Below are 22,226 nucleotides of genomic sequence, written 5' to 3'. Positions count from 1 at the left end.
TCCGGCCGCCCGAGCGAAAGCGGATCATGAGATATCGCACCAGAGTGACGGGCCCCGCCGCGGCCCTCATCGGCACCGCGGCCGTCGTTGTCGGGGGCAACACGGCCCAGGCGGCACCCGCGGGCGGTGGGACGGACGGGGCCGGGACGGCACCCGCCCCGTCCCCCGAGACCCTCGGTGACCCGGTCTTCCCGGCCCTCGGCAACGACGGCTACCGGGTCACCTCCTACCACCTCGACCTCTCCTACGACGCCACGACCGCACTGGTCGACGCCACGGCGACGCTGGAGATCCGCACCACCCAGTGCCTGTCCCGCCTCTCCCTGGACGCCCTCGGCCTGGACATCGCGTCCGTGAGCGTCGACGGCCGCACGGCGGAGTTCGAACAGGTGGACGAGAAGCTGCGGATCACGCCGGCCCGCGCACTCGGCGACCGGGCCCGGGCCACCGTCCGGGTGACCTACAGGGCCGACCCGCGCCGCGCCCTCCCGCACACCGCCTGGGTGCCCACCCCCGACGGGTTCGCGCTGTGCCCGCAGCCCGACTCGGCGCACACCGTGTTCCCCTGCAACGACCACCCGTCCGACAAGGCCGGCCTCACCGTCCGCATCACGGTCCCCGCCGCGCTGAAGGCCGTGGCGAGCGGCACCCTGGTGTGCACCGAGGACCTGGCCGGCGACCGGACCGCGTACACCTACCGCTCCCGCTCCCCGATCGCCACCGAGCTGGTGCAGATCACGGTCGGCGACTACGTCGTCAAGAACCGGCAGGGCCCGCACGGGCTGCCGCTGCGCGACGTCGTCCCCACCGCCCGGGCCGAGGCCCTGGAGCCCGCGCTCGCCCTGACCCCGGGTCTGGTGGAGTGGCTCGAACAGCGCCTCGGCGCCTACCCCTTCGAGACGTACGGCCTGCTGCCGTGCAACTCGGACGACCCGGCCGCCTTCGACTTCACCGGCCTGGAGACCCAGACCCTCACCCTGTACAAGCCGAACTTCCTGCTCCAGGCGGAGCCGAAGATCGGCTCGCACATGATGCACGAGCTGGTCCACTCCTACTTCGGCAACAGCGTCTCGCCCGCCACCTGGGCCGACCTCTGGCTCAACGAGGGCCACGCCGACTTCTACGGACTGCTCTACCGCTACGAGCGCGGCTGGCCGGACTCGCTGGGCCTGACCACGTTCGAGGCCCGGATGAAGGACACGTACGCCCGCGGCGACCAGTGGCGGCGCAGCTCGGGCCCCGTCGCCGCCCCGAACGCGGCCAACCTCTTCGACAGCCAGCGCTACCTGGGCGGCGTCCTCGTCCTGTACGCCCTGCGGCAACTGATCGGCGAGGGCGCCTTCCACGCGGTGGAGCGGGCGTTCCTCGCCCGCTTCCGCAACTCCTCCGCGTCCACGGAGGACTACATCGCCGTCGCCTGCAAGGTCTCCGGCCAGGACGTCTCCGGATTCCTGCGCGACTGGCTGTACGGCACGAGCACCCCGAGGATGCCCGGCCACCCGGACTGGACGGTCACCCCGGTGCCCCCGTCCCTCACCGCCCCGCGCCGGAAGTCCGGGGCGCGCCGGCACGAGAACTCGGCGACGCTCTAGCAGGTGTTGCGAACGTCCTGTGCGGTGCCCGCGGTGTCCGGTGCGTGCTCTGGGGGTCCCCCCGGCCGAAGGCTGGGGGAGTGCCGGACGAAAGCCCTCGTACTGGACGTACTGGGGATTTCGGCCGGTGCGGCGAGTGGGGGTGCCCCCTCCGGGGGAACGTGCCGGGCGCCGTGGGTGCTGTGCGGGACTTTCGGGACACCCCCTGGCTCAGTTGTCGAGGCGGGCGGGGGATGCGCCGTCCGCCTCGACGGCGCCGGTCCGCTGCTGCGGGATGACGACCGCGCCCTGCTGGAGCGAGATGTTGCGGGCCGGGGCCGGCACCCGGATGCCCTCGTCGCGGTAGCGCCGGTGCAGCCGCTTGATGAACTCGTGCTTGATCCGGTACTGGTCGCTGAACTCGCCGACGCCCAGGATCACCGTGAAGCCGATCCGGGAGTCGCCGAAGGTGTGGAAGCGCACGGCCGGTTCATGGTCCGGAACCGCACCGGCGATCTCCGTCATCACCTCGGCGACCACCTCCATGGTCACCCGTTCCACGTGCTCCAGATCGCTGTCGTAGGCCACGCCCACCTGCACCAGGACCGTCAACTGCTGCTCGGGCCGCATGAAGTTGGTCATGTTGGCCTTGGCGAGCTGCCCGTTGGGGATCACGATCAGGTTGTTGGACAGCGCCCGGACCGTGGTCTGACGCCAGTTGATGTCCTCCACGTATCCCTCCTCGCCGCTGCTCAGCTTGATGTAGTCACCGGGCTGCACGGTCTTCGAGGCGAGGATGTGGATGCCCGCGAACAGGTTGGCGAGGGTGTCCTGGAGGGCCAGGGCCACGGCCAGACCGCCGACGCCCAGCGCGGTGAGCATCGGCGCGATGGAGATGCCGAGCGACTGGAGCATCACCAGGAAGCCGATGGCCAGCACGAGCACGCGGGTGATGTTCACGAAGATCGTGGCGGAACCGGCCACTCCGGACCGGGACTGGGTCACCGCCTGCACCAGACCGGCGATCACCCGGGCCGCCGACACCGTCACCACGAAGATCAGCAGCACCGTCAGGCACTGGTTCACGGTGTGCTGGACCGCCTTCGTCAACGGCAGCACCGCCGCCGCGGCCGCCGCGCCGCCCGCGATCGCCGCCCACGGCACCACCGTGCGCAGCGCGTCCACGATGACGTCGTCGCCGCTCCACCGGGTGCGCTTGGCGTGCTTGCCCAGCCAGCGCAGCAGCGTGCGCGACAGGAAGGCCACGAGGAACCCGGTGGCCAGGGCGATCCCGGCGAGGACGAGGTCGTCCAGCGTCAGCGCGCGGTTCACCGGTCACCTCCGGCGGTTCGCTCCGCGGGGAGGGCGCATACGCCCGCCGACGGCCGGATGTGAAGTCTCGTCACGAAGTCACCTGCTTGCTCACGGGATGTGCGGTCGCGCCCGTCCGCGAACGGGCACGGTCGTCCATCCTGCCGTATGGGGCACGGCACTTCGCGCGCCAGGGACGACCGGGCGGCGACTTCCGGGCACCGGCCCGAGCCCGCCGCACGGGGCGCTGTCAGATCACCTTCCAGCGCACCAGCGCCCCCAGCGTCACCGCCCCCGGCACCAGGGGGAGCCACACGGTGATGACGCGGTAGGTGAGGACGACCGCGGTGGCCAGGGCCAGGGGGCCGCCCGCCGCGACCAGGGCCACGATCAGGGCCGCCTCCACCGAGCCGATGCCGCCCGGGGTCGGGACCAGGGCCACCGCCACGGTAGCCGCCAGGTAGGCCACCGCCATGTGGGCGGGCGGGACCGGCAGGCCCAACGCCTGCCCCACCGCCGCCAGTCCGGCCGCCTGGAGCACCGGGAACGCCAGCGAGCCGCCCCACAGCGCCGCCGCCCTCGCCGGGCAGGTGTGCACCGAACGGGCCTCGCCGAGCGCGGTGCGCAGGAACGAGAACACGGCCGTCCGCAGCCGCCGTACGAGAGCCAGCGCGGCCACCGCCAGCAGCACGACCGCCCCCAGCGCGCCCAGCAGCGGCCCGACCGCCCCGTGCGGCAGCAGCGAACCGAGCCGCAGCGCGTCGGGGAAGAGCAGCAGCAGCGTGGCCAGCAGCCCCACCCGGGCCACGCCCTCCGCCAGCAGATACAGCGCGAGGGCGGCCGAGGAACGGGCCAGCGGCACCCCGCACACCGTCATGAACCGCAGGTTGACCGCGCTCGCGCCCAGCCCCGTCGGCAGCAGATGATTGGCGGCGCCGGCCGCGAACTGCGTGGCGAGCAGCCGCAGCCGGGGCAGTGGCTGCACCACCGCCCCCTGCCGGGTCACGGCGGCGGCGACCCAGGTCAGACAGGTGGCCCCGGCCGCGGCCAGCAGCCAGGGCCATTCCGCGGTCCGCAGATGGCCGAAGCCCTCGGCGAGCACCGAGCGGTGGCGCACCGCGACCACGGTGACCAGCAGGAGCGGGAGCAGACACAGGATCCGGCGCAGGGGGAGGCGCCGACGGGGCGAGGGGAGCGGAACCGCTGTCACAGGGAGAGAGGTTTTCCGCGCGGTCCCAACGGCGGGTTGCGGAAGCGGGGACGGCGCATTACGTACGGTCATCGGGTCCTTCGGGGGTGCCTTCGCATACGGGTTGACCTCAACAGAGCTCGAGGTTCTACGGTGCCTCCCATGAGCATGGACGTCGTAGCCATGACGCAGCTGTACAGCGTCATGAACTCCCAGCAGGAACGCCGCCCCTTCGACCCCGCCACACTGCGCCGCATCGGCGCGTTCGCGCGGCCGCACCGCCGCCGTATGACGCTGTTCGTGGTGCTCGGGGTGGTGACCGCGCTGCTCGCGGTCGCCACTCCCGTACTGGCCGGCCGGGTCGTCGACGCGATCGTGTCGCACGGCGACCCCGACCGGGTGGTGCGGCTGGCGCTGCTCATCGCGCTCATCGCGGTCCTGGAGGCGGCGCTCGGCATCCTCGGCAGGAGGCTGTCGGCGACGCTCGGGGAGGGACTCATTCTCGATCTGCGCACGACCGTGTTCGATCATGTGCAGAAAATGCCGGTCGCGTTCTTCACACGTACTCGTACGGGAGCGCTCGTCTCCCGACTCAACAACGATGTGATCGGCGCCCAGCGCGCGTTCAGCAACACCCTCTCCGGCGTGGTGTCCAACCTGGTCACCCTGGTGCTCACGCTCGCCGTCATGCTCACCCTGTCCTGGCAGGTCACCCTGCTGGCACTGGTCCTGCTGCCGGTCTTCGTGATCCCGGCGCGCCGGATGGGCCGCCGGATGGCCGGCATGCAGCGCGAGGCCGCCGCCCTCAACGCCGCGATGGGCACCCGCATGACCGAGCGGTTCTCCGCGCCCGGCGCCACCCTCGTCAAACTGTTCGGCCGCCCCGAGGAGGAGTCGGCCGAGTTCGCCGCCCGCGCCGCCCGCGTCCGCGACATCGGCGTCCGCACCGCCACCGCCCAGTCGGTCTTCCTCACCTCCCTCACCCTCGTCTCCGCCCTGGCCCTCGCCCTCGTCTACGGCCTCGGCGGCCGGCTCGCCCTGAACGGCACCCTCGAACCGGGCGCCGTGGTCGCCCTGGCCCTCCTGCTGACCCGTCTGTACGCGCCGCTCACGGCGCTCGCCGGGGCGCGCGTGGAGGTGATGAGCGCCCTGGTCAGCTTCGAGCGGGTCTTCGAGGTGCTCGACCTGAAGCCGCTCATCGAGGAGAAGCCCGACGCCCGCGCGGTCCCCGAGGGCCCGGTGTCCGTCGAGTTCGACGACGTCCGCTTCGGCTACCCGTCGGCCGACAAGGTCTCCCTCGCCTCCCTGGAGGAGGTCGCCACCCTCGACACCCGCGGCGGCGAGGAGGTCCTGCACGGCGTGACCTTCCGCGCCGAACCCGGCCAGACCGTCGCGCTCGTCGGCTCCTCCGGCGCCGGGAAGTCGACCATCGCCCAGCTCCTGCCGCGCCTGTACGACATCGACGGCGGCGCCGTCCGCATCGGCGGGGTCGACGTCCGCGACCTGAGCGCCGGCTCGCTGCGGGCCACCCTGGGCATGGTCACCCAGGACGGCCACCTCTTCCACGACACGGTCCGCGCCAACCTGCTCCTCGCCCGGCCCGAGGCCACGGAGGAGGAGTTGTGGGACGCGCTGCTGCGCGCCCGCCTCGACGGCCTCGTCCGCTCCCTGCCCGACGGCCTCGACACCGTCGTCGGCGAACGCGGCTACCGGCTCTCCGGCGGCGAACGCCAGCGCATGACCATCGCCCGGCTGCTCCTCGCCCGCCAGCAGGTCGTCGTCCTCGACGAGGCCACCGCCCACCTCGACAACACCTCGGAGGCGGCCGTCCAGGAGGCCCTCACGGAGGCGCTGGCCGGCCGCACCGCCGTCGTCATCGCCCACCGCCTGTCCACCGTGCGCGCCGCCGACCTCATCCTGGTCGTGGAGGCCGGACAGATCGTGGAACGCGGCACCCACGAGGCGCTCCTCGCGGCGGACGGACGCTACGCGGAGCTCTACCGCACCCAGTTCGAGGAGCCGGTGCCCGGGCAGGAATCCGAGCCGGAGCCGGATCCGGAGCCGGTCGCCTAGGTTCTGTCTCTTCGGTCAGGGTCGGGTCCAGATGAGGATGCCCGCGAGTGGAGGGCAGCCTGGTGGGCGATCGCGAGCTTGTCGGTTCGTGTGGCCGGGTCGCGCCACTGCTTGAGGCGGTTGATGCACGGCTCGACGGTGTTCCGCTGCTTGTATGCCTGGCTGTCGAAGCCGGGTGGACGGCCACCGAGGCGGCCTCGCCGCAGGCGATGGCCGTTTTGGTCGGACGGCTGCGGGATGACCGACGGCACCGGCTGGGTGGACAGCGCCGAAGCCGATCGGTGGCGCCAGGAAGTGCGACAGATCCTCCAAGCACTCGAAACATCCGCTGATCACTAATCGTGACCGCTTCACGGAACTCGTGCCAGAACGGAGGAACAGTCACGATCTGTGGATCAAGATCTTTCGGTGCGTTCGTCGCATGAGTGATCTGGTGGTCAGAGGTCGTGGATGCTGGGGCGGGAGATTGCAGCTTCGGCGAACAGTCGGCGATAGAAGGGGCCGAGGCCGTCGGGGATGGCCAGGGACTGGAACGCCTCCTCCGCCGGCAGAAGGCGGCGGTGGGCCATCTCGAATCGTGGGTCCCACGGAGCCAGACGTACCTCTGCTCGCCACATCGACCGGACCAGCACCAGCCCTTCCTCTGGGCCTCGCACACAGACGCCCCGGCTGAACCCGAGGAGTCGGCAGTCCGTCACCTCGGCGCAGGCTTCCTCACCGACCTCGCGGCGCATCGTGTCGACCCACTGCTCATGCCGCTCGGGGCGACCGCCGGGCAGGCCCCACTGCTGTCCATCCGGGCTGACCACGACGATCCGATCGTCGGCGACGCACACCGCCTCCGCGCCGTGTGGCGTACCCGGCGGCGGGTCAGAAGGTGGATACCACGCAACGCGGCATTCCTGACCGTTGATGGATGCGGTGAAGTAGGCGCCATTCCCAGCAATGTCGTTCATGGTTCCGTTCCAGCGATCGACTCAAGCGGCTGTGGGGACGAGGTCCTCGTCGGGGCGTTCGACGAGGTGGCCTCGTTCGAAGCGGGCTCCGGCACGGACCAGGGCGACGAGGCGGGGTGCATTCACGGCCCGCCAGCGGGTCTGGGCGGACTCGACGAGATTGAACACCATCACGAGGGCTGCCGCGCGTGAGCCGGCGCCTTCGGTGACCCTGGTCCGCAGGCGGACGGTCGCGAAAGTGGACTCGATCGGGTTCGTGGTGCGCAGGTGAATCCAGTGCTCGGCGGGGAAGTCGTAGAACGCCAGCAGCGCGTCCTCGTCATCGGCGATCTTCTTGACGGCCTTGGGGAACTTCGCACCGTACTGCTTGGCGAACGCCGTGATGGCCCGGGCCGCTTGCTCGCGGTCCTCGGCGTGGAACCAGGACCGCGGCCTTGGCCTGCTCCGGGCGGATCTTCAGACGGATGCCGTCGGCCCAGACGTAGACGTAGTCGCTGGCCGAAAGGTCGCGCAAGTTGAAGGCGGTGTGGTCGGCCTGCCACTGCGCGGTCAGGCGGGTGACAGTGGCCGGGGACAGGCCCGCCGAGGAGCCGAGGAACTGCTCGAGTGCGGGCACGAAGTCGCCGGAGGACAGGCCGTGGAGGTAGAGCAGCGGCAGGACCTCGCTGATCTTCGGAGACTTCCGTGTCCAGGGCGGCAGGATCGCCGAGGAGAACCGCTTGCGCTCACCCGTGGCCTCGTCGATTCGCTTGTCATTGACGCGCGGGGCTTTGACCTCGATCGTCCCGGCAGCGGCGGTGACCTTACGTGGCTGGTGGTAGCCGTTGCGGACCACCAGGCGTCGGCCATTGTCGTCGTGCTGGTCGGCCAACTCGGCTATGCAGGTGTTGACTTCGGCTTCCAGCGCGGTGGCCGGCATCCGCCGTGCGCCCTCGCGGACGATCTCGTCAACCAGGGAACCGTTCGGCGTGGAGCCGTCTTCGTTGACGACGCCGAGCACGGGCGTGCCTTCCCGGCCGACGCTGCGAACACCGGCCTACTCGATGACCATCAATCGATCACTCGGGAAGGTACGCCCTTCGCGTGCCAACCCGAGGCCGATCCACAGGTTTCGAGCATTGCTCGCCAGACCTGAGAACCGACACCACATCTCGACGAGTTTGGGCAGCACTTGTCGATCGCAGAGCCGTGAATGATCGATGAGAACTGACACCGCTGTGGACGGAGGGTTCCCCTTCGACGCCGTGTTGATGCCCTGGCGGCGATTCGCTGAGGGGGTGTTCGCCGACGTTGGCTGATCCACAATGGGGCTATGACTGCCATCCAACCAAAGCCGCGGTTCACCATATTCGTGCACCTCACGGCATTGCCCTCGTGGCTCGCGCTGGGGCGCCCCGAGCGTCAGCAGATCATCGTCGATCATGTGCAACCGCTGCTGGACAAACATGACACTGTCCAGGTCCGATGGTTCGACGCTGAAGCCTGGGCCGCCGCTCCGTCCGATGTTCTAGTGGCAACGACCAACGACCTGACCTCGTGGTCCGATCTGTTCGAGGGGCTTCGCGACAGTCCGCTATGGAGCGTGCCCTACTTCCGGGTGGAGCTTGTACTGCCGACGGTCGAGGACGGCTTCGCCGACTACGAGCGTCGAACCGGGCAGCGTGACTGAGTCAGCGTGGGCGCCGTGATGACGGCTGGCCGCCAGACTCTGTCAAGGCCGTTCGTCCTCGGCTTCGGCTGCGGGTGGCTCCGGGTCGACAGAGTCTGACGGCTGGCGGATATGGCGCCTGTGGCGAAAGGGGCCTGGTGCGAGGTCAGCCCGCGGTGGTGGTCATCCCGCAGCCGTCCGACCAAACCGGCTGCCTCGGCGCAGGCCTGGCAGTCCTCCCGGCTCATGTCGTCGTACGGCGCGGTCTCCGGGCCGGGGAGCTGCGGCTTGGCCGGGCCGTTGGGGGCGGGGGAGAGGTAGGTGCGGGTGAACACGTCCTCGCGCCAGGTGGCCTTCATGTTGCGTCGCGGCGGCTTCGGGAGTCGCCCGTGCCCAGGGCACACCGTGCAGGGGCCTGGTCAGCAAGGGGCCAGCACCGCGACGTCCCGGCCGAACCCCACCACCAGCCGGCCATCCGAACTGACGGCCACCGCGTACACAGCCGCAGGAAACACCAACTCCGGTCCGACCTGCCGGCCGGTGGCCAGGTCCCACACCCGCACCGTCCCGTCCATGCTGCCGATGACGACGACGGGGTGGCCGTCCACCACCGCCGTCGCCCCTGCTACCACGTAGCCGGTGTGGTCGGCGAGGGGCTCGCCTACGGGTTGACCGGTGGTCAGATCCCACACGTGCACGGTCTTGTCGTTGCTGTTGGTGATGGCGACGGTGCGGCTGTTCACGACCGCCGTCGTCGCCACCGCCACGTAGCCGGTGTGGTCGGTGTGTGGTTTGCCAACCAGCTGGCCGGCGGTCAGGTCCCACACCTCCACCGTCCCGTACTCACTGCCGGTGACGGCGACCGGACGGCCGTCGACCACCGTTGTCGCCACCGCGAACACCTCTTCCATCCGGTCCGTGAGGGGTTCCCGGAGCTGCTGGCCGGTGGTCAGGTCCCACAAGCGCACCGTCCTGTCGTAGCTGCCGGTGACGGCGACGGGGCGGTTCTCCACCACCGTCGTCGCCACCGCCACCACCCCGTCCATGTGGCCGGTGAGGGGGTCGCCGATCTGTCGGCTGTCGGCCAGGTCCCACACCCGCACCGTGGCATCCTCGTACGCACTGCCGGTGACGGCGACCGGACGGCCGTCCACGACCGTCGTCGCCACCGCTCGCACCGCATCGGTGTGGCCGGTGAGGGGTTCACCAACGGGTTGTCCAGCGGCCACGTCCCACACCCGAACCGTGGCATCCCCACTGCCGCTGACAGCGACCGGACAGCCGTCCACCACCGCCGTCGCCACCGCGTACACCCTGCCGGCGTGGCCGGTGAGGGGCTCATCGACGGGTTGTCCGGTGGCCAGGTCCCACACCCGGACCGTCTCGTCGTCGCTGCCGCTGATGGCGACGGGGCGCCCGTCCACCATCCCGGTCGCCACCCCACCCACCGTGCTGGTGTGGCCGGTGAGGGGTTCGCCGACGGGTTGTCCGGTGGTCAGGTCCCACACCCGGACCGTTTTGTCGTGGCTGCCGCTGATGGCGACGGGGCGCCCGTCCACCATCCCGGTCGCCACCCCACCCACCGTGCTGGTGTGGCCGGTGAGGGGTTCGCCGACGGGTTGTCCGGTGGTCAGGTCCCACACCCGGACCGTTTTGTCGTGGCTGCCGCTGATGGCGACGGGGCGGCCTTCCACCATCCCGGTCGTCACCGTCACCACCCCGCTGGTGTGGCCGGTGAGGGGTTCACCAACCGGCTGCCCAGTCGTCAGATCCCAGACTCGCACCGTCCTGTCCCAGCTGCCGGTCACGGCGACCGCGCGGCCCTCCACCACCCCCGTCGCTACCGCGTACGCCGAGCAGCTGAAGGGTTCGCCGATGGGTTGTCCGGTGGTCAGGTCCCACACCCGAACCGTCTCGTCGGAACTGCCACTGACAGCTACCGGGCGGCCCTCCATCATCCCGGTCGCCACTGCCACCACCCCGCCGGTATGACCGGTGAGGGGTTCACCAACGGGTTGTCCAGCGGCCAGGTCCCACACCCGAACCGTGGCATCCTCACTGCCGCTGACAGCGACGGGGCGGCCATCCACCACAGCCGTCGCGACTGTCACGACCCCGCTGGTGTGGCCGGTAAGGGGTTCACCGACAGGCTGTCCGGTGGTCAGATCCCAAACTCGTACCGTCCCGTCCATACTGCCGCTGACGGCTGCGGGGCGCCCGTCCACCACCGTCGTCGCCACCGCCTGCACCACGTCGATGTGCCCGATGAGGACCTGCCGGAACCGGTGGTCGACCGTGCTGCCGGTGGCCCACTCGACCACCCACCGCGCATCGGTTCGACCGTCCACCGATACGGCAGTGAGTTGCGCCGCCAACCCCCGGTCCCTGTACCGGGCGGCATCCAGCGCCAGCAACTGCCGTCGTACCCCCGCGTCAGCATCCCGGTGCAGGTGCGCCGACGCCCGGTACACCGCCCCCGCCAACCGCGCCGCAGGCCCGGAGGCCGCATCCACCAGGCCCAGCACCTCACCCGGGTCGGCATGTACCAGGAACCCCGGATCCACCAACCGCACGTCCGCACCCGCAGGCACAGCACCGAACCCGTCAACATTCAGATCATCGGACATACCCACATCTAATCAGCCTCCACCGACACCTCCGGATCGCAGCACGCCGCCGACGCGCCCGCTCCGGCGCAGGCGCCGCTGATATCGCAGTATCCGGGCGGGTCTTGCGGACACCCGTCGTACGGCTCTCACCCCTCGGACGTGTCCAGCAGGAGCTGTTCCAGCTCGCCGATCAGCCGGGCCGCCTCGGTGCGCCGAGCTCTCACCTACGTCCTGGTCCCTATGTTTGTCCGCGCGAACATGCCCGCGGATGCGGAGCTGCCGTAGCTGGGGTGGCGGTGGCCGTGGCGGGCGGTGGCGAGGGTGCGCAGTTGATCGCCGGTGCGGATCCCGGGTCTTGGACGGGGACATGGCAAGCCACGCGGCCCAACTGCGGACTCTCCTCCTCGTGACGCCGTAGGTGCCGTGACCGACTCTTCCGGTGAAGTGTGGAGTCGCCCCGAGGTCACGCACACCTGGCGGTACCCCTCGGCGACGCTGCCGGGGCGGCCCCACGGCGGTGACGGAGATTTTCGTGATCCCCTGCCATATTCATGGCCAACCGGGCATTCTGAATGCCGAGTAGTTGCGGGGATTGCGTGCGTAGCGGGGCTGAGTCTGCGGTAGCCCGACAGCCACGACATCGGTCGTAGGCCTTGTCCGCGTGCAGGCGCCGAGGCTTGAAGTACCGGCCGCGATCGGGGTCGTGTCTCGTTTGGTGACCCTCGATCATGGGCTTGAGCCCCTCGCTGTCGTGGGTGTTGCCGGCCGAGACGCCGACGAGGAGGGGCAGTCCGTTCGCGTCCGGCAGGACGTGCATCCTGGAACCCGGCTTGCCGCGGTCCACGGGGCTCGGACCTGTGTGTTCGCCCCCTTTTAGCCCTCACGTGGGCGGTGTCGAGGGCGACGTGGGTGACATCGATGAGGCCGGCGTCGTCAAGCCGGTGCAGCACGGCCTCGTGGAGGCGGCCCCGGACACCCGCCCTCGACCAGGACCAAAGAGACAGAACCTAGACGGGTTCCCCGTGCAGGGCCGCGACCGCGGCCAGGAACAGATGGAGGTTCACGACGTCCTTGACGGCGTGGTGGGACCAGCGGGCGGAGTCGCCGGCCCGTGTGACGAAGACCAGGCCTCCCGAGACCCGGACCTCCTGGACCTCCGGCCAGGGGAGCCGGCCCTTCTTCGGGGCGGACAGCCCCTCGCGGGAGAGTTCGAGCACCCCGAAGGAGGCCGTCCCGCCGTCCTGGAGCGTCTTCAGCACCGCCGGGCCCTGGGCCGCGAGGACCGCCTCCTGCAGGAAGGGGCCCCAGACGTCGGGGCCCTCGTAGAACTCGGTGATCCGTACGGACCCCTGGCCCGGCACGCTCGCCGTGTACACGTACCGGGTCGGGGCGGGGCGGCCGTTGACGACGAGCTGGGTGATGTCCTGCTGGAGCCGCAGGGAGTCCCAGCGCAGGACGACCGCCCCCCTGCCAACCGGCGGGTCCACCACCAGCCCCTGCTCGAACAGATGCAGCCGTTTGCGGGACTGCCGCGGGGTGAAGCCGGGATGGCGGCGGGCCTGCCACCAGTAGTACAGCACCCCGGGGACGAGGAAGAGCAGCGAGAGGTAGAAGGTGTTGAAGAGGTGGGCGGCCAACATCCACCTGCTCATCCGCTTCGGCGCGAACACGGCCCGCAGCGCGCCCAGTCCGTGCCGGGCGGCCAGTGCGGAGACCTCGGGAGAGGGGACGGGTGTGGTCATGAGGCCACCCTTCGAGCCGTGCCCGGGCGGCGGCAACCGTGGTGTTACGTAGATCGCCTACGTATGTTCCCCGCCCGCGCTGTCGGTGGCGTACGGCAGGATGATCAGCAGGACGGGGCGCAGGGGGCGCGGACATGACGACGGAACCGATGCCGCTGGCCGGCCGGGACGCCGAACTGGCGCTGCTCGACGGGCTGCTGGCCGACCTCGTCGCGGACGCGGCGGGCCGCCCGGCGGTGCTGGACATCACCGGCGAGGCCGGCATCGGCAAGAGCCGCCTCACCCACGAGCTGTGCCGGCGCGCGGCAGACGCCGGAGCCACGGTGCTGCGCGGCCGCGCCACGGAGTACGAACGGCACATCCCCTTCCAGCCGTTCACCGACGCCTTCGCCGACCTCGACCCCGCCGTGCCCGCGTCCTTCCCCGCCGCCGAGGTCGCCCCGGTGCTCACCGGCGCCGCCCGTCGCGCCGACCGCTTCGGCCTGCACCGCGCCACCGCCGCCCTGCTCGCCCACGCCGCCACCGCACCGCTGGTCATGGTGCTCGACGACCTGCACTGGGCCGACCCCGCCTCCCTGGAACTCCTCGACCATCTCGTACGGCACCCCCCGCGCGCCCGGGTCCTGATCGCCGTCGCCCGCCGCGAACGGCAGAGCCCCGCCCCGCTCACCGCGACACTCCAGCGCGGCACCGACAGCCGAGCGGTGCGCCGCACCGTCCTCGGGCCGCTGGACGAGCAGGCGTGCCTCGAGCGGCTCGCGCCCGGCCTGGACCGCGAGGAGGCCGTCCGGCTCTTCGCCGCGAGCGAGGGCAACCCCCTCTACCTGCTGGCCCTGCTCCAGGCACACCGCGAGGGCGCCCCGGTCAGCCGGCTGTCCACCACCGGACTCGGCGCGCTGCTGCTGGACGAACTGACCCCGCTCGGCGCCGGACAGCGCCGACTGGTCGAGGTGGTGGCCGCGCTGGGCGACCACGCCACCCCCGCCCTGCTCGCCCCGGTCACCGGCCGAACCCCGGCCGACCTGGCCGCCGACCTCGCCGAGCTGACCCGCCGCGACCTGCTGCGCCCCGGGCCGCACGGACGGCTGACCCTGCGCCACCCCGTGCTGCGCAGTCTCGTCCACGACGGCACGGACCCCTGGCTGCGCACCGAGACCCATCGGCTCGCCGCCGCCGCACTGGCCCGTGCCGGAGCCCCGCCCGCCGAGCGTGCCCACCACGCCGAACGCTCCCTGTCCGGCTGGGACCCCGAGACGGCGGACGTGCTGGTCCGGGCCGCCGAACAGGCCGCGCACACCGCGCCCGCGAGCTGCGCGCACTGGCTCGGCGTGGTGCTGCGGCACCTGCCGCACACCCCGGACCGGGCGGTGCGCCGCCGTGACCTGATGCTGCGCCGGGCCCGCGCCCTCGGCGCCTGCGGCGAACTCCGCGCCAGCCGCGACCTGCTGCACCAGGTGATCGCCATGCCGGACCCGGCCTTCGAGGCACCCGGTGACGGCCTCGTGGAGGGCGCCGTCGAGGACGCTGTCGAGAGGGCCGTCGAGAGGGCCGGCGGATCGCGCGTCTCCGCCGTCGTGCTGTGCGCCGTGATGGAACGCCATCTGGGGCGCTACTCGGAGGCGGTGGCCCTGCTCCGCCGCGAACTGCACCGCACCGACCCGGCGCCCTCACCCGCCGACCAGGTCGCGCTCGGCCTGGAGCTGGGCTCCTCCGCCCCGCACGACACCTCGTACCCCACCGTGCGCGCCGACATGGCCCGCACCCTCGCGGTGGCCCGCTCCCTCGGTGACGAGGTGGGCGTCGCCGGCGCACTGGCCGTCGCCGCGCTGGGGGAGGCCTACGAGGGCGAGACGGCCGACGCCGACCGGTACGCCCGCCAGGCGGCCGCCCTGGTGGACTCGCTGCCGGACGACGACCTCACCGGCCTGTGCGAGCAACTCGCCCGGCTGGGCTGGGCCGAGGCGTTCCTGGAGCGCTTCGCCGACGCCGAGCGGCACGCCGACCGGGGTCTGACCATCGCCCGCCGCACCGGCCAGCTCGCCCTGCTGCCCCATCTGCTGCTGTGCAAGGCGCATGTGCACGTCCAGATCTGCCGTCCGGTGTCGGCGGTGGAACTGGCCGACGAGGCCGAGGACATCGCCCGCGGCATCGGCAGCGACGAACTCCTCGCCTTCGTCCTCGGCACCAAGGCGCACGCGATGGTCGCCGCCTGCCCGCCCGGCGACCCGCGGCCCCTGGCGGTGGCCGAGGAGGCGGTCGCCGCGGCCGGACTGGGCGTCAACTGGTGGGCCTCCATCGCCCGTTGCATGCTCGGCTACGCGGCACTCACCGCAGGCGACCCGGCCCGCGCCCGCGAGGCGGTACTGCACGCGGGCGGCCCGGACCTGCGCCGGCTCCAGCCGTCGATGCGCCCGCTGTTCCTGGAGATCCTGGTGACCGCCTCCCTCGCGCTCGGCGAGGTGGACGCGGCGAAGGACTGGGCGCGGCGGGCCCACGAGGAGGCCGAGCGGCTCGGGCTGCCCGTGCAGCGGGCCTCGGCCCTGCGCAGCGGCGCCCACATCCCCCTCGGCCTCGGCGACTCCCGGGCCGCGGCGGAGCTGTTCGTGGCCGCGGCCGAGGAGAGCACCCGCAGCGGTGCGCTGTTCTGGGAGGCGTTCTCCCTGCTCCTGGGCGCCCCGCTGCTGGCGGCGGCCCCGGACGGGCCCCGGCAGGGGCGGGCCGCCTGGCAGCGGGGGCGCAGAGTGGCCGCCGCCGGGGGCTCCGCGATGCTGACCGGACTCGCCGACGCGGTCGGCCCCGCCGTGGCGGAGGCCGCCGACGGCCCGGAGCGCCGGCTCGCCGAACTGACCACCCGAGAACGGGAGATCGCCGGCCTGGTCGCCGAGGGACTGACCAGCCCCGCGATCGCCGCCCGCCTCTGTCTGAGCCGGCGCACGGTCGAGACCCATGTCTCGCGGATCTACCGCAAGACGGGGGTCTCCTCGCGCGCCGCCCTCGCCGCACTGATCGCGGCGCGCCCGCCGGGGACCGCGTTCAGCGGTTGAATGCCCCGCTCAGGGCGCGGCCGTGGAGGTGGGGGTGGAGCTGGGGGTGGACGTGGAGGCGGCGGTGGCGTCCGCGTACTGACCGAGATAGCGGAACGCGTTCCCGGACGCCCGGAAGAGATACATCGCGTCCCGGCTGTAGCGCGTGCTGGACGCCGTGTAGTGCAGCTGCTTGGTGATCCCCCGGTAGTCGGTCTCCCGCAACCGGCCCACGACGGCGCCCCGTTCGGCTCGGTCCGGCCCCAGCGCGGTCAGGGCGCCGGCCACGAACAGGGTCGCGTCGTAGGCCTCGGCGGCGTACGGCGGCGGGGCGGTGCCGAAGCGCGCGCGATAGGCGGTGACGAACGGCTTCGCGGCCGTCACCCGGGCCGGGTCCAGGTAGGAGGTCGCGAACACCCAGCCGTCGGCGGCGTCGCCCGCCGCGCGGAGGAAGCGGGTGTCGCAGGCGCGTTCGGTGGCCAACCGGGCACCGGAGAAGCCGGCCTTGCGCAGCGCACGGGCCAGCCGCGCGGCCCGCGCGTACCCCCCGCCGAACACCACCGCGTCGGCCCCGGCGGCCGTCACGGCCTCGGCGAGGGCCCGGAACGCGCCGTCCGTGGCGGCGTCGGCGGCCAGGGTGCGCCGGATCACCGTGCGCACGGCGCCCAGGGACTCGGCGAGCCCCGAGCACAGACGCCAGCTGAAGTCCCCCTCGGCCGCGTCGTCGACGAGCACCGTCCGGCGGGCGTCGGCGGTGTGCACCAGGTACGCCAGCAAGGGCGTCACGAGCGTCGCGTCGTTCGGGCGGGTGGCGGCGTACACCCGGTAGGTGAAGGCGGAGACGTCGTCGAGGCCCACCGACACGGACACCATCGGCAGCAGGGCCTTCTGGTACAGGGCGAGGGTGGCCTGCGCGCAGGCGTCGGTGCTCGGCCCGAGCACCGCGCGCACCCGGTCGTCGGCCGCCAGCCGCCGGGCGATCTCCTGCGCCCGGCTCGGCTCGCCCCGGTCGTCGTGCACCTGGAGCGCCAGCTGGAAGGTGCGTCCCGTACGGGAGTTGAGCCGGTCGACGGCGAGCCGGACGCCGTTCTCCTGGGCCCGGCCCGTGGTCCGGCCGCCGCCGCTGAGATCGGCGTGGACGGCGAGCGTCAGGCGCGGCAGCGCGGCGGAGCCACCGTGGTCCGCGGGCCCGCCGGGGCGTCCGGTGGTCCACCAGGCCGCCGTGCCGGCCGCGGCCAGCACCCCCGCGGCCGACCCCAGCACCAGGAACCGCCGTCGCGTCGGGCTGCCGCCGGACCCGGCCGCCGTCGTCCCGCCGCCCCCCTCAGCCCCTGCCGTCGCCTCACCGTCGTCGCCGGCGGTGACCGGCACCTCGGTGGCGGAGACGTCGGGCAGCGCGAGCACGGCGGCCGAACGCCGGGCGATCAGCCGGGTCAGTACCTCCGGCAACCAGACCTCACCGCCCGTCCCGTCCCCACCGGGGGCGTGCCCTCCGGCCGATCCGTCGCGGGGCGCTGTCCGCGGCGCGGTCCTGCCGTCGGCGGCTTCAGCGCGGGGAGTGGCCTGGCCGGCGCCGTGCTGTTCCTGCGGCTCGGCCGCGCCGTCGCGGGGTTCCACGCGTCGCGCGGCGCTGCCGTCTCCGGCCTCGGGGCGCGACGCGGCGCCGACGTCGCGGGCGTCTGCGTGCGGGGTTTCGGCCCCGGTGCCGCGGTCGTGTGCGTGCGGCGCGGCCCCGTCGTCGCGGGCGTCTGCGGCTGAGGTGGCCCCGCCGCTGCCGGTTCCACCGCGCGGCCCGCCCTCACCGCGGCCGTGCCCTCCGGCCGATCCGTCGCCGGTCCCACCGCGCGGCCCGTCCCCGTGCGCGTCGGCCGAGCCACGGGGCCCCGCCCCGCGCTCGCCGCCCCGGCCCCACGGACCCTCCCGGGGGTCGCCGCCCCCGCCCCGAGGATCATCCCCGTGCTCGCCGCCCCCGCCCCGAGGATCACCCTCGTACTCGCCGCCCCCGCCCCGAGGATCATCCCCGTGCTCGCCGCCCCCGCCCCGAGGATCATCCCCGTGCTCGCCACCCGCGCCCCAAGTCCCGGTGTCCTCCAACGCCCGACGGATCTCCGTCACCCCGGGCCGGGCCCCGGCCTCCTTCTCCAGGCAGGCGCGCAGGAGCGGCAGCAAGGGCTGCGGTACGCCGTTCAGGTCCGGTTCGTCGTGGACCGTGCGCATCAGGGACTCGGCCGCGGAGCCCGGACCGAAGGGACGCTCGCCCGTGACGGCGTACGCCAGCAGGCAGCCGAGCGAGAACACGTCACTGGCCGGGCCGATCTCCCGGCCCCGCCCCCGGGCCTGCTCGGGGGAGAGGAACCCCGGCGAGCCGACCACCATGCCGCTCGCGGTGAGCGCGGTGTCCTCCGGCATCCGGGCGATCCCGAAGTCGATCATGCGGGGCCCGTCGACCGCGAGCAGTACATTGCCCGGCTTGACGTCCCGGTGCACCAGCCCCGCCCCGTGCACCGCGTCCAGCGCCTCGGCGAGCCGGGCCCCGAGAACGCGGACGGTCGCGTACGGCAACGGCCCGCACTCCTCGACCGCCTCCGCCAGTGACGGCCCCGGGACGAACGCCGTGGCCAGCCAGGGCGAGGCCGCGTCCGGGTCCGCGTCGAGCAGGGGCACCACCCAGGGGTTGACGACCCGGCCCGCCGTCTCCACCTCCCGGCGGAACCGGGCCCGGAACCCGGGGTCGTCGGCGTGCCCGGCGCGGATCACCTTCAGCGCCGCGAGCGAACCGTTCGTGGAGCGGGCCAGGTACACCACGCCCATGCCGCCCGCGCCCAGTCGGCGCAGCAGCCGGTAGCCCCCGATCCCGGCCGGATCGGCGCCGCGCAACGGCTCCATCGACACCCCCTCAGGCGGTGACCTGGTACGGGGCCACGCCCTGGTAGACGAACCGGCCGCCGGTCACCTTCCACAAGTAGATACCGCTGCCGTCGACGACGAGCGCCCCGGTCGTCTTGTCGAACGCCAGATTCCGGCTGATCCCCTTGTACGAGGCCGAACGCAGCGCCGTCGTCAGCCGGGCCCGGGTGCGCTCCCCGACCGCCAGCGAGCCCAGCGTCCTGAGCACGAGCTGCGCCACGTCGTACGTCTCGACGGAGTACCGCTCGGGCTCCGCGCCGTAACGCTTGCGGTGGGCCGCGGCGAACGCCTTGGCCTCGGGCGCCGTCGCCGCGTCCATCACGGGGGCGAGGATCGCCCAGCCCTCGGCCGCGTCCCCGGCGGCGGACAGGAACCGGGCGTCCAGCACCCCCTGCGCGCCGGCCCGGGCGCCCGGGAAGTCACGGCGGGTCAGTTCCCGGGCCAGCAGGGCGGCCCGCTCGTAGTAGCCGGCGAACACCACCGAGTCGGCGCCCTTGTCGAGCAGCGCGTCCATGGTCGGCGCGAAGTCGGTCCGCAACGCGCTCACCACCTTCGGCACGGCCGGCTGCCGGGCGTCGCGCAGGATCCGGCTGAGCGTGCTGCTGATCTCCCAGCCGTAGGTGTCCGCCGCCCGGTCGTCCACGATCCCGATCGTGCGGGACTTGGCGGTGCCCCGCAGATACGCGCTGAGGTAGAACGGCAGGATCGTGTCGGTGACCCGGGCGTGCAGGAAGGACCGGCTGCCCGTCACGTCCAGCACGGTGGCGCCCGGCGACACCGCGATCAGCGGCAGCGACGCGGCGTCGTACGTCGCCAGCGAGGCCAGCGCGGTGGTGTCCGTGGTGGGACCGACCACGGCGAGGACGGTACGGTCCGCGACGAGCCGCTTGGCCGCCTCGGTCGCCCGCGCCGGATCACCGCCGTCGTCGACCGTCTTCACGGCCAGCGCGAACCGCGCGTCGCGCCGGGCGTTGAACTCGTCGACCGCGACGCGCAACCCCCGCTCCTGGGCCCGCCCGACCGCCTTCTGGTCACCGCTCAGATCGGCGTGCAGCCCGATGGTGTACCGGGGCAGACTGTCGTCCGGCGCCGCGCCGGCCCCCTTGCCCCCGCCGTCGCCGAAGGGCGTCCCCCACACGGCCAGCGCGCCCCCGCCCGCCGCGACCACCGCCGCCGCGCCCCCGGCCAGCAGCAGGAAGCGGCGCCGGCCGGTACCGCGCTCCTCGGGTGCGGCCGGGGACGGCACCGTCGCGTCCGAGGTGTCGATCTCGGTGTCGTCGACGCCGGGCAGCGCGAGTCCCGCCGCCGACCGTTCCGCGATGAGCCGGACCAGCGGCTCCGGCAGCCACGCCTCGTCACCGGCGACCGCGTCCTCGGGTGCCGTCCCCTCCGGCACGGGCGGGGACGCGGCGGACCCGTCCGCCGCCTCGGGGCGCACCGCCCGCAGCGCCTCGCGCGGGTCGGGCGGCGTGGCGGGTGCGGCGGGTGCGGCGGCCGACAGGGACCGGGCCAGCGCCTCGGCCGTGGGCCGCCGCTGCGGGTCCTTCTCCAGACAGCCGCCCACCGGCCCGGCGATCTCCTCCGGGACCCCCTCCAGATCGGGCGCGTCGTGCGCCGTGCGGTACAGCAGCGCGTCCAGCGCGCCGGTGCCGAACGGAGGGCGGCCGGTCGCCGCGTACGCCAGCACACAGCCCAGCGAGAACACGTCCCCCGCCGGCCCCGACTCGCGCGCGCCCCGCGCCTGTTCGGGGGAGAGGAACCCGGGCGTGCCGACCACGACCCCGGTCGAGGTGAGGGAGGTGTCCTGGGGGTCCCGGGCCACCCCGAAGTCGATCAGCCGCGGCCCGTCCAGCGCCAGCAGCACATTGCCCGGCTTGACGTCCCGGTGCACCAGTCCCGCCGCGTGCAGTTCCCGCAGCGCCTCGGCGAGCCGTGCCCCCAGCACGCGCACCGTCCCCGCGGGCAGCGGCCCGTGCGCGGCGACGGCCTCGGCGAGCGAGGGCCCCGGCACGAACACGGTCGCCAGCCAGGGCTGTTCCGCCTCCGGGTCGGCGTCCACCAGGGGTGCCACCCACGGGCTGGTCATACGGCGCGCGGTGTCCGCCTCGCGCCGGAACCGCTCCCGGAAGCCGGGGTCCTCGGCGTACTCGGCCTGGATCACCTTGAGGGCGACCAGGGTGCCCCCGGCCGAACGGCCCAGGTACACCACCCCCATGCCGCCCGCGCCGAGCCGCCCGAGCAGCCGGTGGCCCGCCAGCCGCGACGGGTCGGAGGTACGCAGCGGCTCCATCAGTTCCCCTTCAGGCGCAGCTGGATCCGTTCCAGCATCTTCGCCACGGCCTCGGCACCCACCTGGTTCAGCTCCTCGTCGGTGTTGCCCTTGCCGCCCGTCACGGAGACGGCCACCACGACCGTGCCCAGCCGGGCGACCATCCAGGAGTACGACTGGGCGGCGCCGCCGTTCTGGGTGTACCGGCCGGTCTCCATGACGGAGTCGTCGGCGTACCCCTGCTCGCGGGCGCCGAACGGGGTGCCGATCGAGTTGAGGCCGGTGATCCGCGCGTCGGCGCGCGGCTGCTGCTCCGGGCAGCGCAGCACCTCCTCCAGGGTGGTGGAGATCTGCTCGTCGGCACCGAGGACCGAGGCGTGCACGGTGGTCGCCGCCGTCACCCTGACCGCGCCCTTGCCCCCCGCGGCCGGCAGCAGGCTGTAGCGGGACGAACTGGCCAGCACGCCGCTCGGCAGCTTCTCCCGCTCCCAGCGGCAGTCGTCGTCCAGCACGGCCCAGGTGCCCGGGGTGCTCGCGGCCGGCCGCTGGGCGACGTAGCCCCGGCCCCAGTCGTCGGCGGCGAGCACGACCGCGTCGGCGAGGACCGCGCCGTCCTTGGCGGTCCGCGGGACCAGCGCGGGGTCGGCGGTGAAGAGGGCGGAGCCGGAAGGGGGCGCCGTGGTTCCGGCCGTGGCCCCCGCCCCGGCCGTGGCCCCCGTCCCGGCGCCGGCCGACGGCGAAGCGCTCTTCCGGGCCGCCCCGCCGTCCGCCCCCTGGGCCGAACACCCGGCCAGCAGGCTCCCCGCCACCAGCAGGGTCACCCCCGTACCCCGCACGCCTCGGGCGTTGCCTGTCACTCGGTCCCCTCAACACGGCTCACTGCGTTCGACACACCGAACGTAGTCGCCCCCGGAAGCCGGACACCTCC

12 protein-coding genes and 4 pseudogenes are annotated in these 22,226 nt (G+C 73.1%); 4 read left to right on the top strand and 12 right to left on the bottom strand.

The genetic code is table 11. The annotated features are described in order from the left end of the window. Window positions 1-26 precede the first annotated feature (26 nt). Entirely contained in the window at window positions 27-1,592 is a 1,566-nt protein-coding gene (locus U5640_RS04545; RefSeq protein ID WP_340374506.1) for a M1 family metallopeptidase, read from the top strand. A 210-nt stretch (window positions 1,593-1,802) separates the two neighbouring features. Here U5640_RS04545 and U5640_RS04540 read toward each other — a convergent pair whose 3' ends face one another. Next, a complete protein-coding gene (locus U5640_RS04540) occupies window positions 1,803-2,903 on the bottom strand; it encodes a mechanosensitive ion channel family protein (protein WP_340374505.1) in 1,101 nt (366 codons plus the stop codon). 229 nt (window positions 2,904-3,132) lie between these two features. After that, window positions 3,133-4,092 (bottom strand): lysylphosphatidylglycerol synthase transmembrane domain-containing protein, encoded by a 960-nt coding sequence (locus U5640_RS04535; RefSeq protein ID WP_340374504.1) that lies wholly within the window; start codon window positions 4,090-4,092, stop codon window positions 3,133-3,135. Window positions 4,093-4,239: 147 nt separating this feature from the next. Here U5640_RS04535 and U5640_RS04530 point away from each other — a divergent pair, with 147 nt between their 5' ends. Beyond that, a complete protein-coding gene (locus tag U5640_RS04530) occupies window positions 4,240-6,144 on the top strand; it encodes an ABC transporter ATP-binding protein (RefSeq protein ID WP_340384926.1) in 1,905 nt (634 codons plus the stop codon). 15 nt (window positions 6,145-6,159) lie between these two features. Here U5640_RS04530 and U5640_RS04525 read toward each other — a convergent pair. The 3 genes and pseudogenes from U5640_RS04525 to U5640_RS04515 all read right to left on the bottom strand — a co-directional run. Continuing rightward, window positions 6,160-6,353 (bottom strand): annotated as a pseudogene (locus U5640_RS04525) (IS5/IS1182 family transposase); the annotation flags it as partial. Between the two features lie 228 nt (window positions 6,354-6,581). Beyond that, window positions 6,582-7,100, bottom strand: a complete 519-nt coding sequence (locus U5640_RS04520; protein ID WP_340374503.1) for an NUDIX domain-containing protein — start codon at window positions 7,098-7,100, stop codon at window positions 6,582-6,584. Between the two features lie 21 nt (window positions 7,101-7,121). Continuing rightward, window positions 7,122-8,100 (bottom strand): annotated as a pseudogene (locus U5640_RS04515) (transposase). A gap of 312 nt (window positions 8,101-8,412) precedes the next feature. Here U5640_RS04515 and U5640_RS04510 point away from each other — a divergent pair. Further along, window positions 8,413-8,769, top strand: coding sequence for a darcynin family protein (locus tag U5640_RS04510; protein ID WP_340374502.1), 357 nt, complete (start codon window positions 8,413-8,415; stop codon window positions 8,767-8,769). Between the two features lie 398 nt (window positions 8,770-9,167). On the opposite strand, the gene U5640_RS04505 is transcribed toward U5640_RS04510, so the two are convergent. From U5640_RS04505 to U5640_RS04495, 3 genes and pseudogenes are all read right to left on the bottom strand, one after another. Continuing rightward, entirely contained in the window at window positions 9,168-11,096 is a 1,929-nt protein-coding gene (locus tag U5640_RS04505; RefSeq protein ID WP_340374501.1) for a WD40 repeat domain-containing protein, read from the bottom strand. 810 nt (window positions 11,097-11,906) lie between these two features. Then, window positions 11,907-12,346: pseudogene (locus U5640_RS04500) on the bottom strand (transposase); the annotation flags it as partial. An 18-nt stretch (window positions 12,347-12,364) separates the two neighbouring features. Then, complete coding sequence (locus tag U5640_RS04495) at window positions 12,365-13,099, bottom strand: DUF6585 family protein (RefSeq protein WP_340374500.1); 735 nt, start codon at window positions 13,097-13,099, stop codon at window positions 12,365-12,367. 134 nt (window positions 13,100-13,233) lie between these two features. Here U5640_RS04495 and U5640_RS04490 point away from each other — a divergent pair, with 134 nt between their 5' ends. Further along, window positions 13,234-16,143 carry an AAA family ATPase gene (locus tag U5640_RS04490; RefSeq protein WP_340374499.1) on the top strand — a complete coding sequence of 970 codons (2,910 nt, stop codon included), beginning with the start codon at window positions 13,234-13,236 and terminating at the stop codon, window positions 16,141-16,143. A 9-nt stretch (window positions 16,144-16,152) separates the two neighbouring features. Here U5640_RS04490 and U5640_RS04485 read toward each other — a convergent pair whose 3' ends face one another. The 4 genes and pseudogenes from U5640_RS04485 to U5640_RS04470 form a co-directional block, all read right to left on the bottom strand. Further along, window positions 16,153-18,237: a branched-chain amino acid ABC transporter substrate-binding protein gene (locus U5640_RS04485; protein ID WP_340384924.1), complete on the bottom strand. Its 2,085-nt coding sequence runs from the start codon at window positions 18,235-18,237 to the stop codon at window positions 16,153-16,155. Continuing rightward, window positions 18,214-19,008 (bottom strand): annotated as a pseudogene (locus tag U5640_RS04480) (serine/threonine-protein kinase); the annotation flags it as partial. The gene U5640_RS04485 and the pseudogene U5640_RS04480, both read right to left, overlap by 24 nt. Window positions 19,009-19,018: 10 nt before the next feature. Further along, window positions 19,019-21,319 carry a bifunctional serine/threonine-protein kinase/ABC transporter substrate-binding protein gene (locus tag U5640_RS04475; RefSeq protein WP_340374498.1) on the bottom strand — a complete coding sequence of 767 codons (2,301 nt, stop codon included), beginning with the start codon at window positions 21,317-21,319 and terminating at the stop codon, window positions 19,019-19,021. After that, a complete protein-coding gene (locus U5640_RS04470) occupies window positions 21,319-22,155 on the bottom strand; it encodes a hypothetical protein (RefSeq protein ID WP_340374497.1) in 837 nt (278 codons plus the stop codon). Before U5640_RS04470 ends, U5640_RS04475 begins: the two co-directional genes overlap by 1 nt. Window positions 22,156-22,226: the final 71 nt, after the last annotated feature.

This window comes from Streptomyces sp. SS7, assembly GCF_037993025.1.
Taxonomy (GTDB): domain Bacteria; phylum Actinomycetota; class Actinomycetes; order Streptomycetales; family Streptomycetaceae; genus Streptomyces.
Note: the sequence above shows the minus strand (reverse complement) of the source record. Positions and strands in the feature narration are given on the sequence as shown.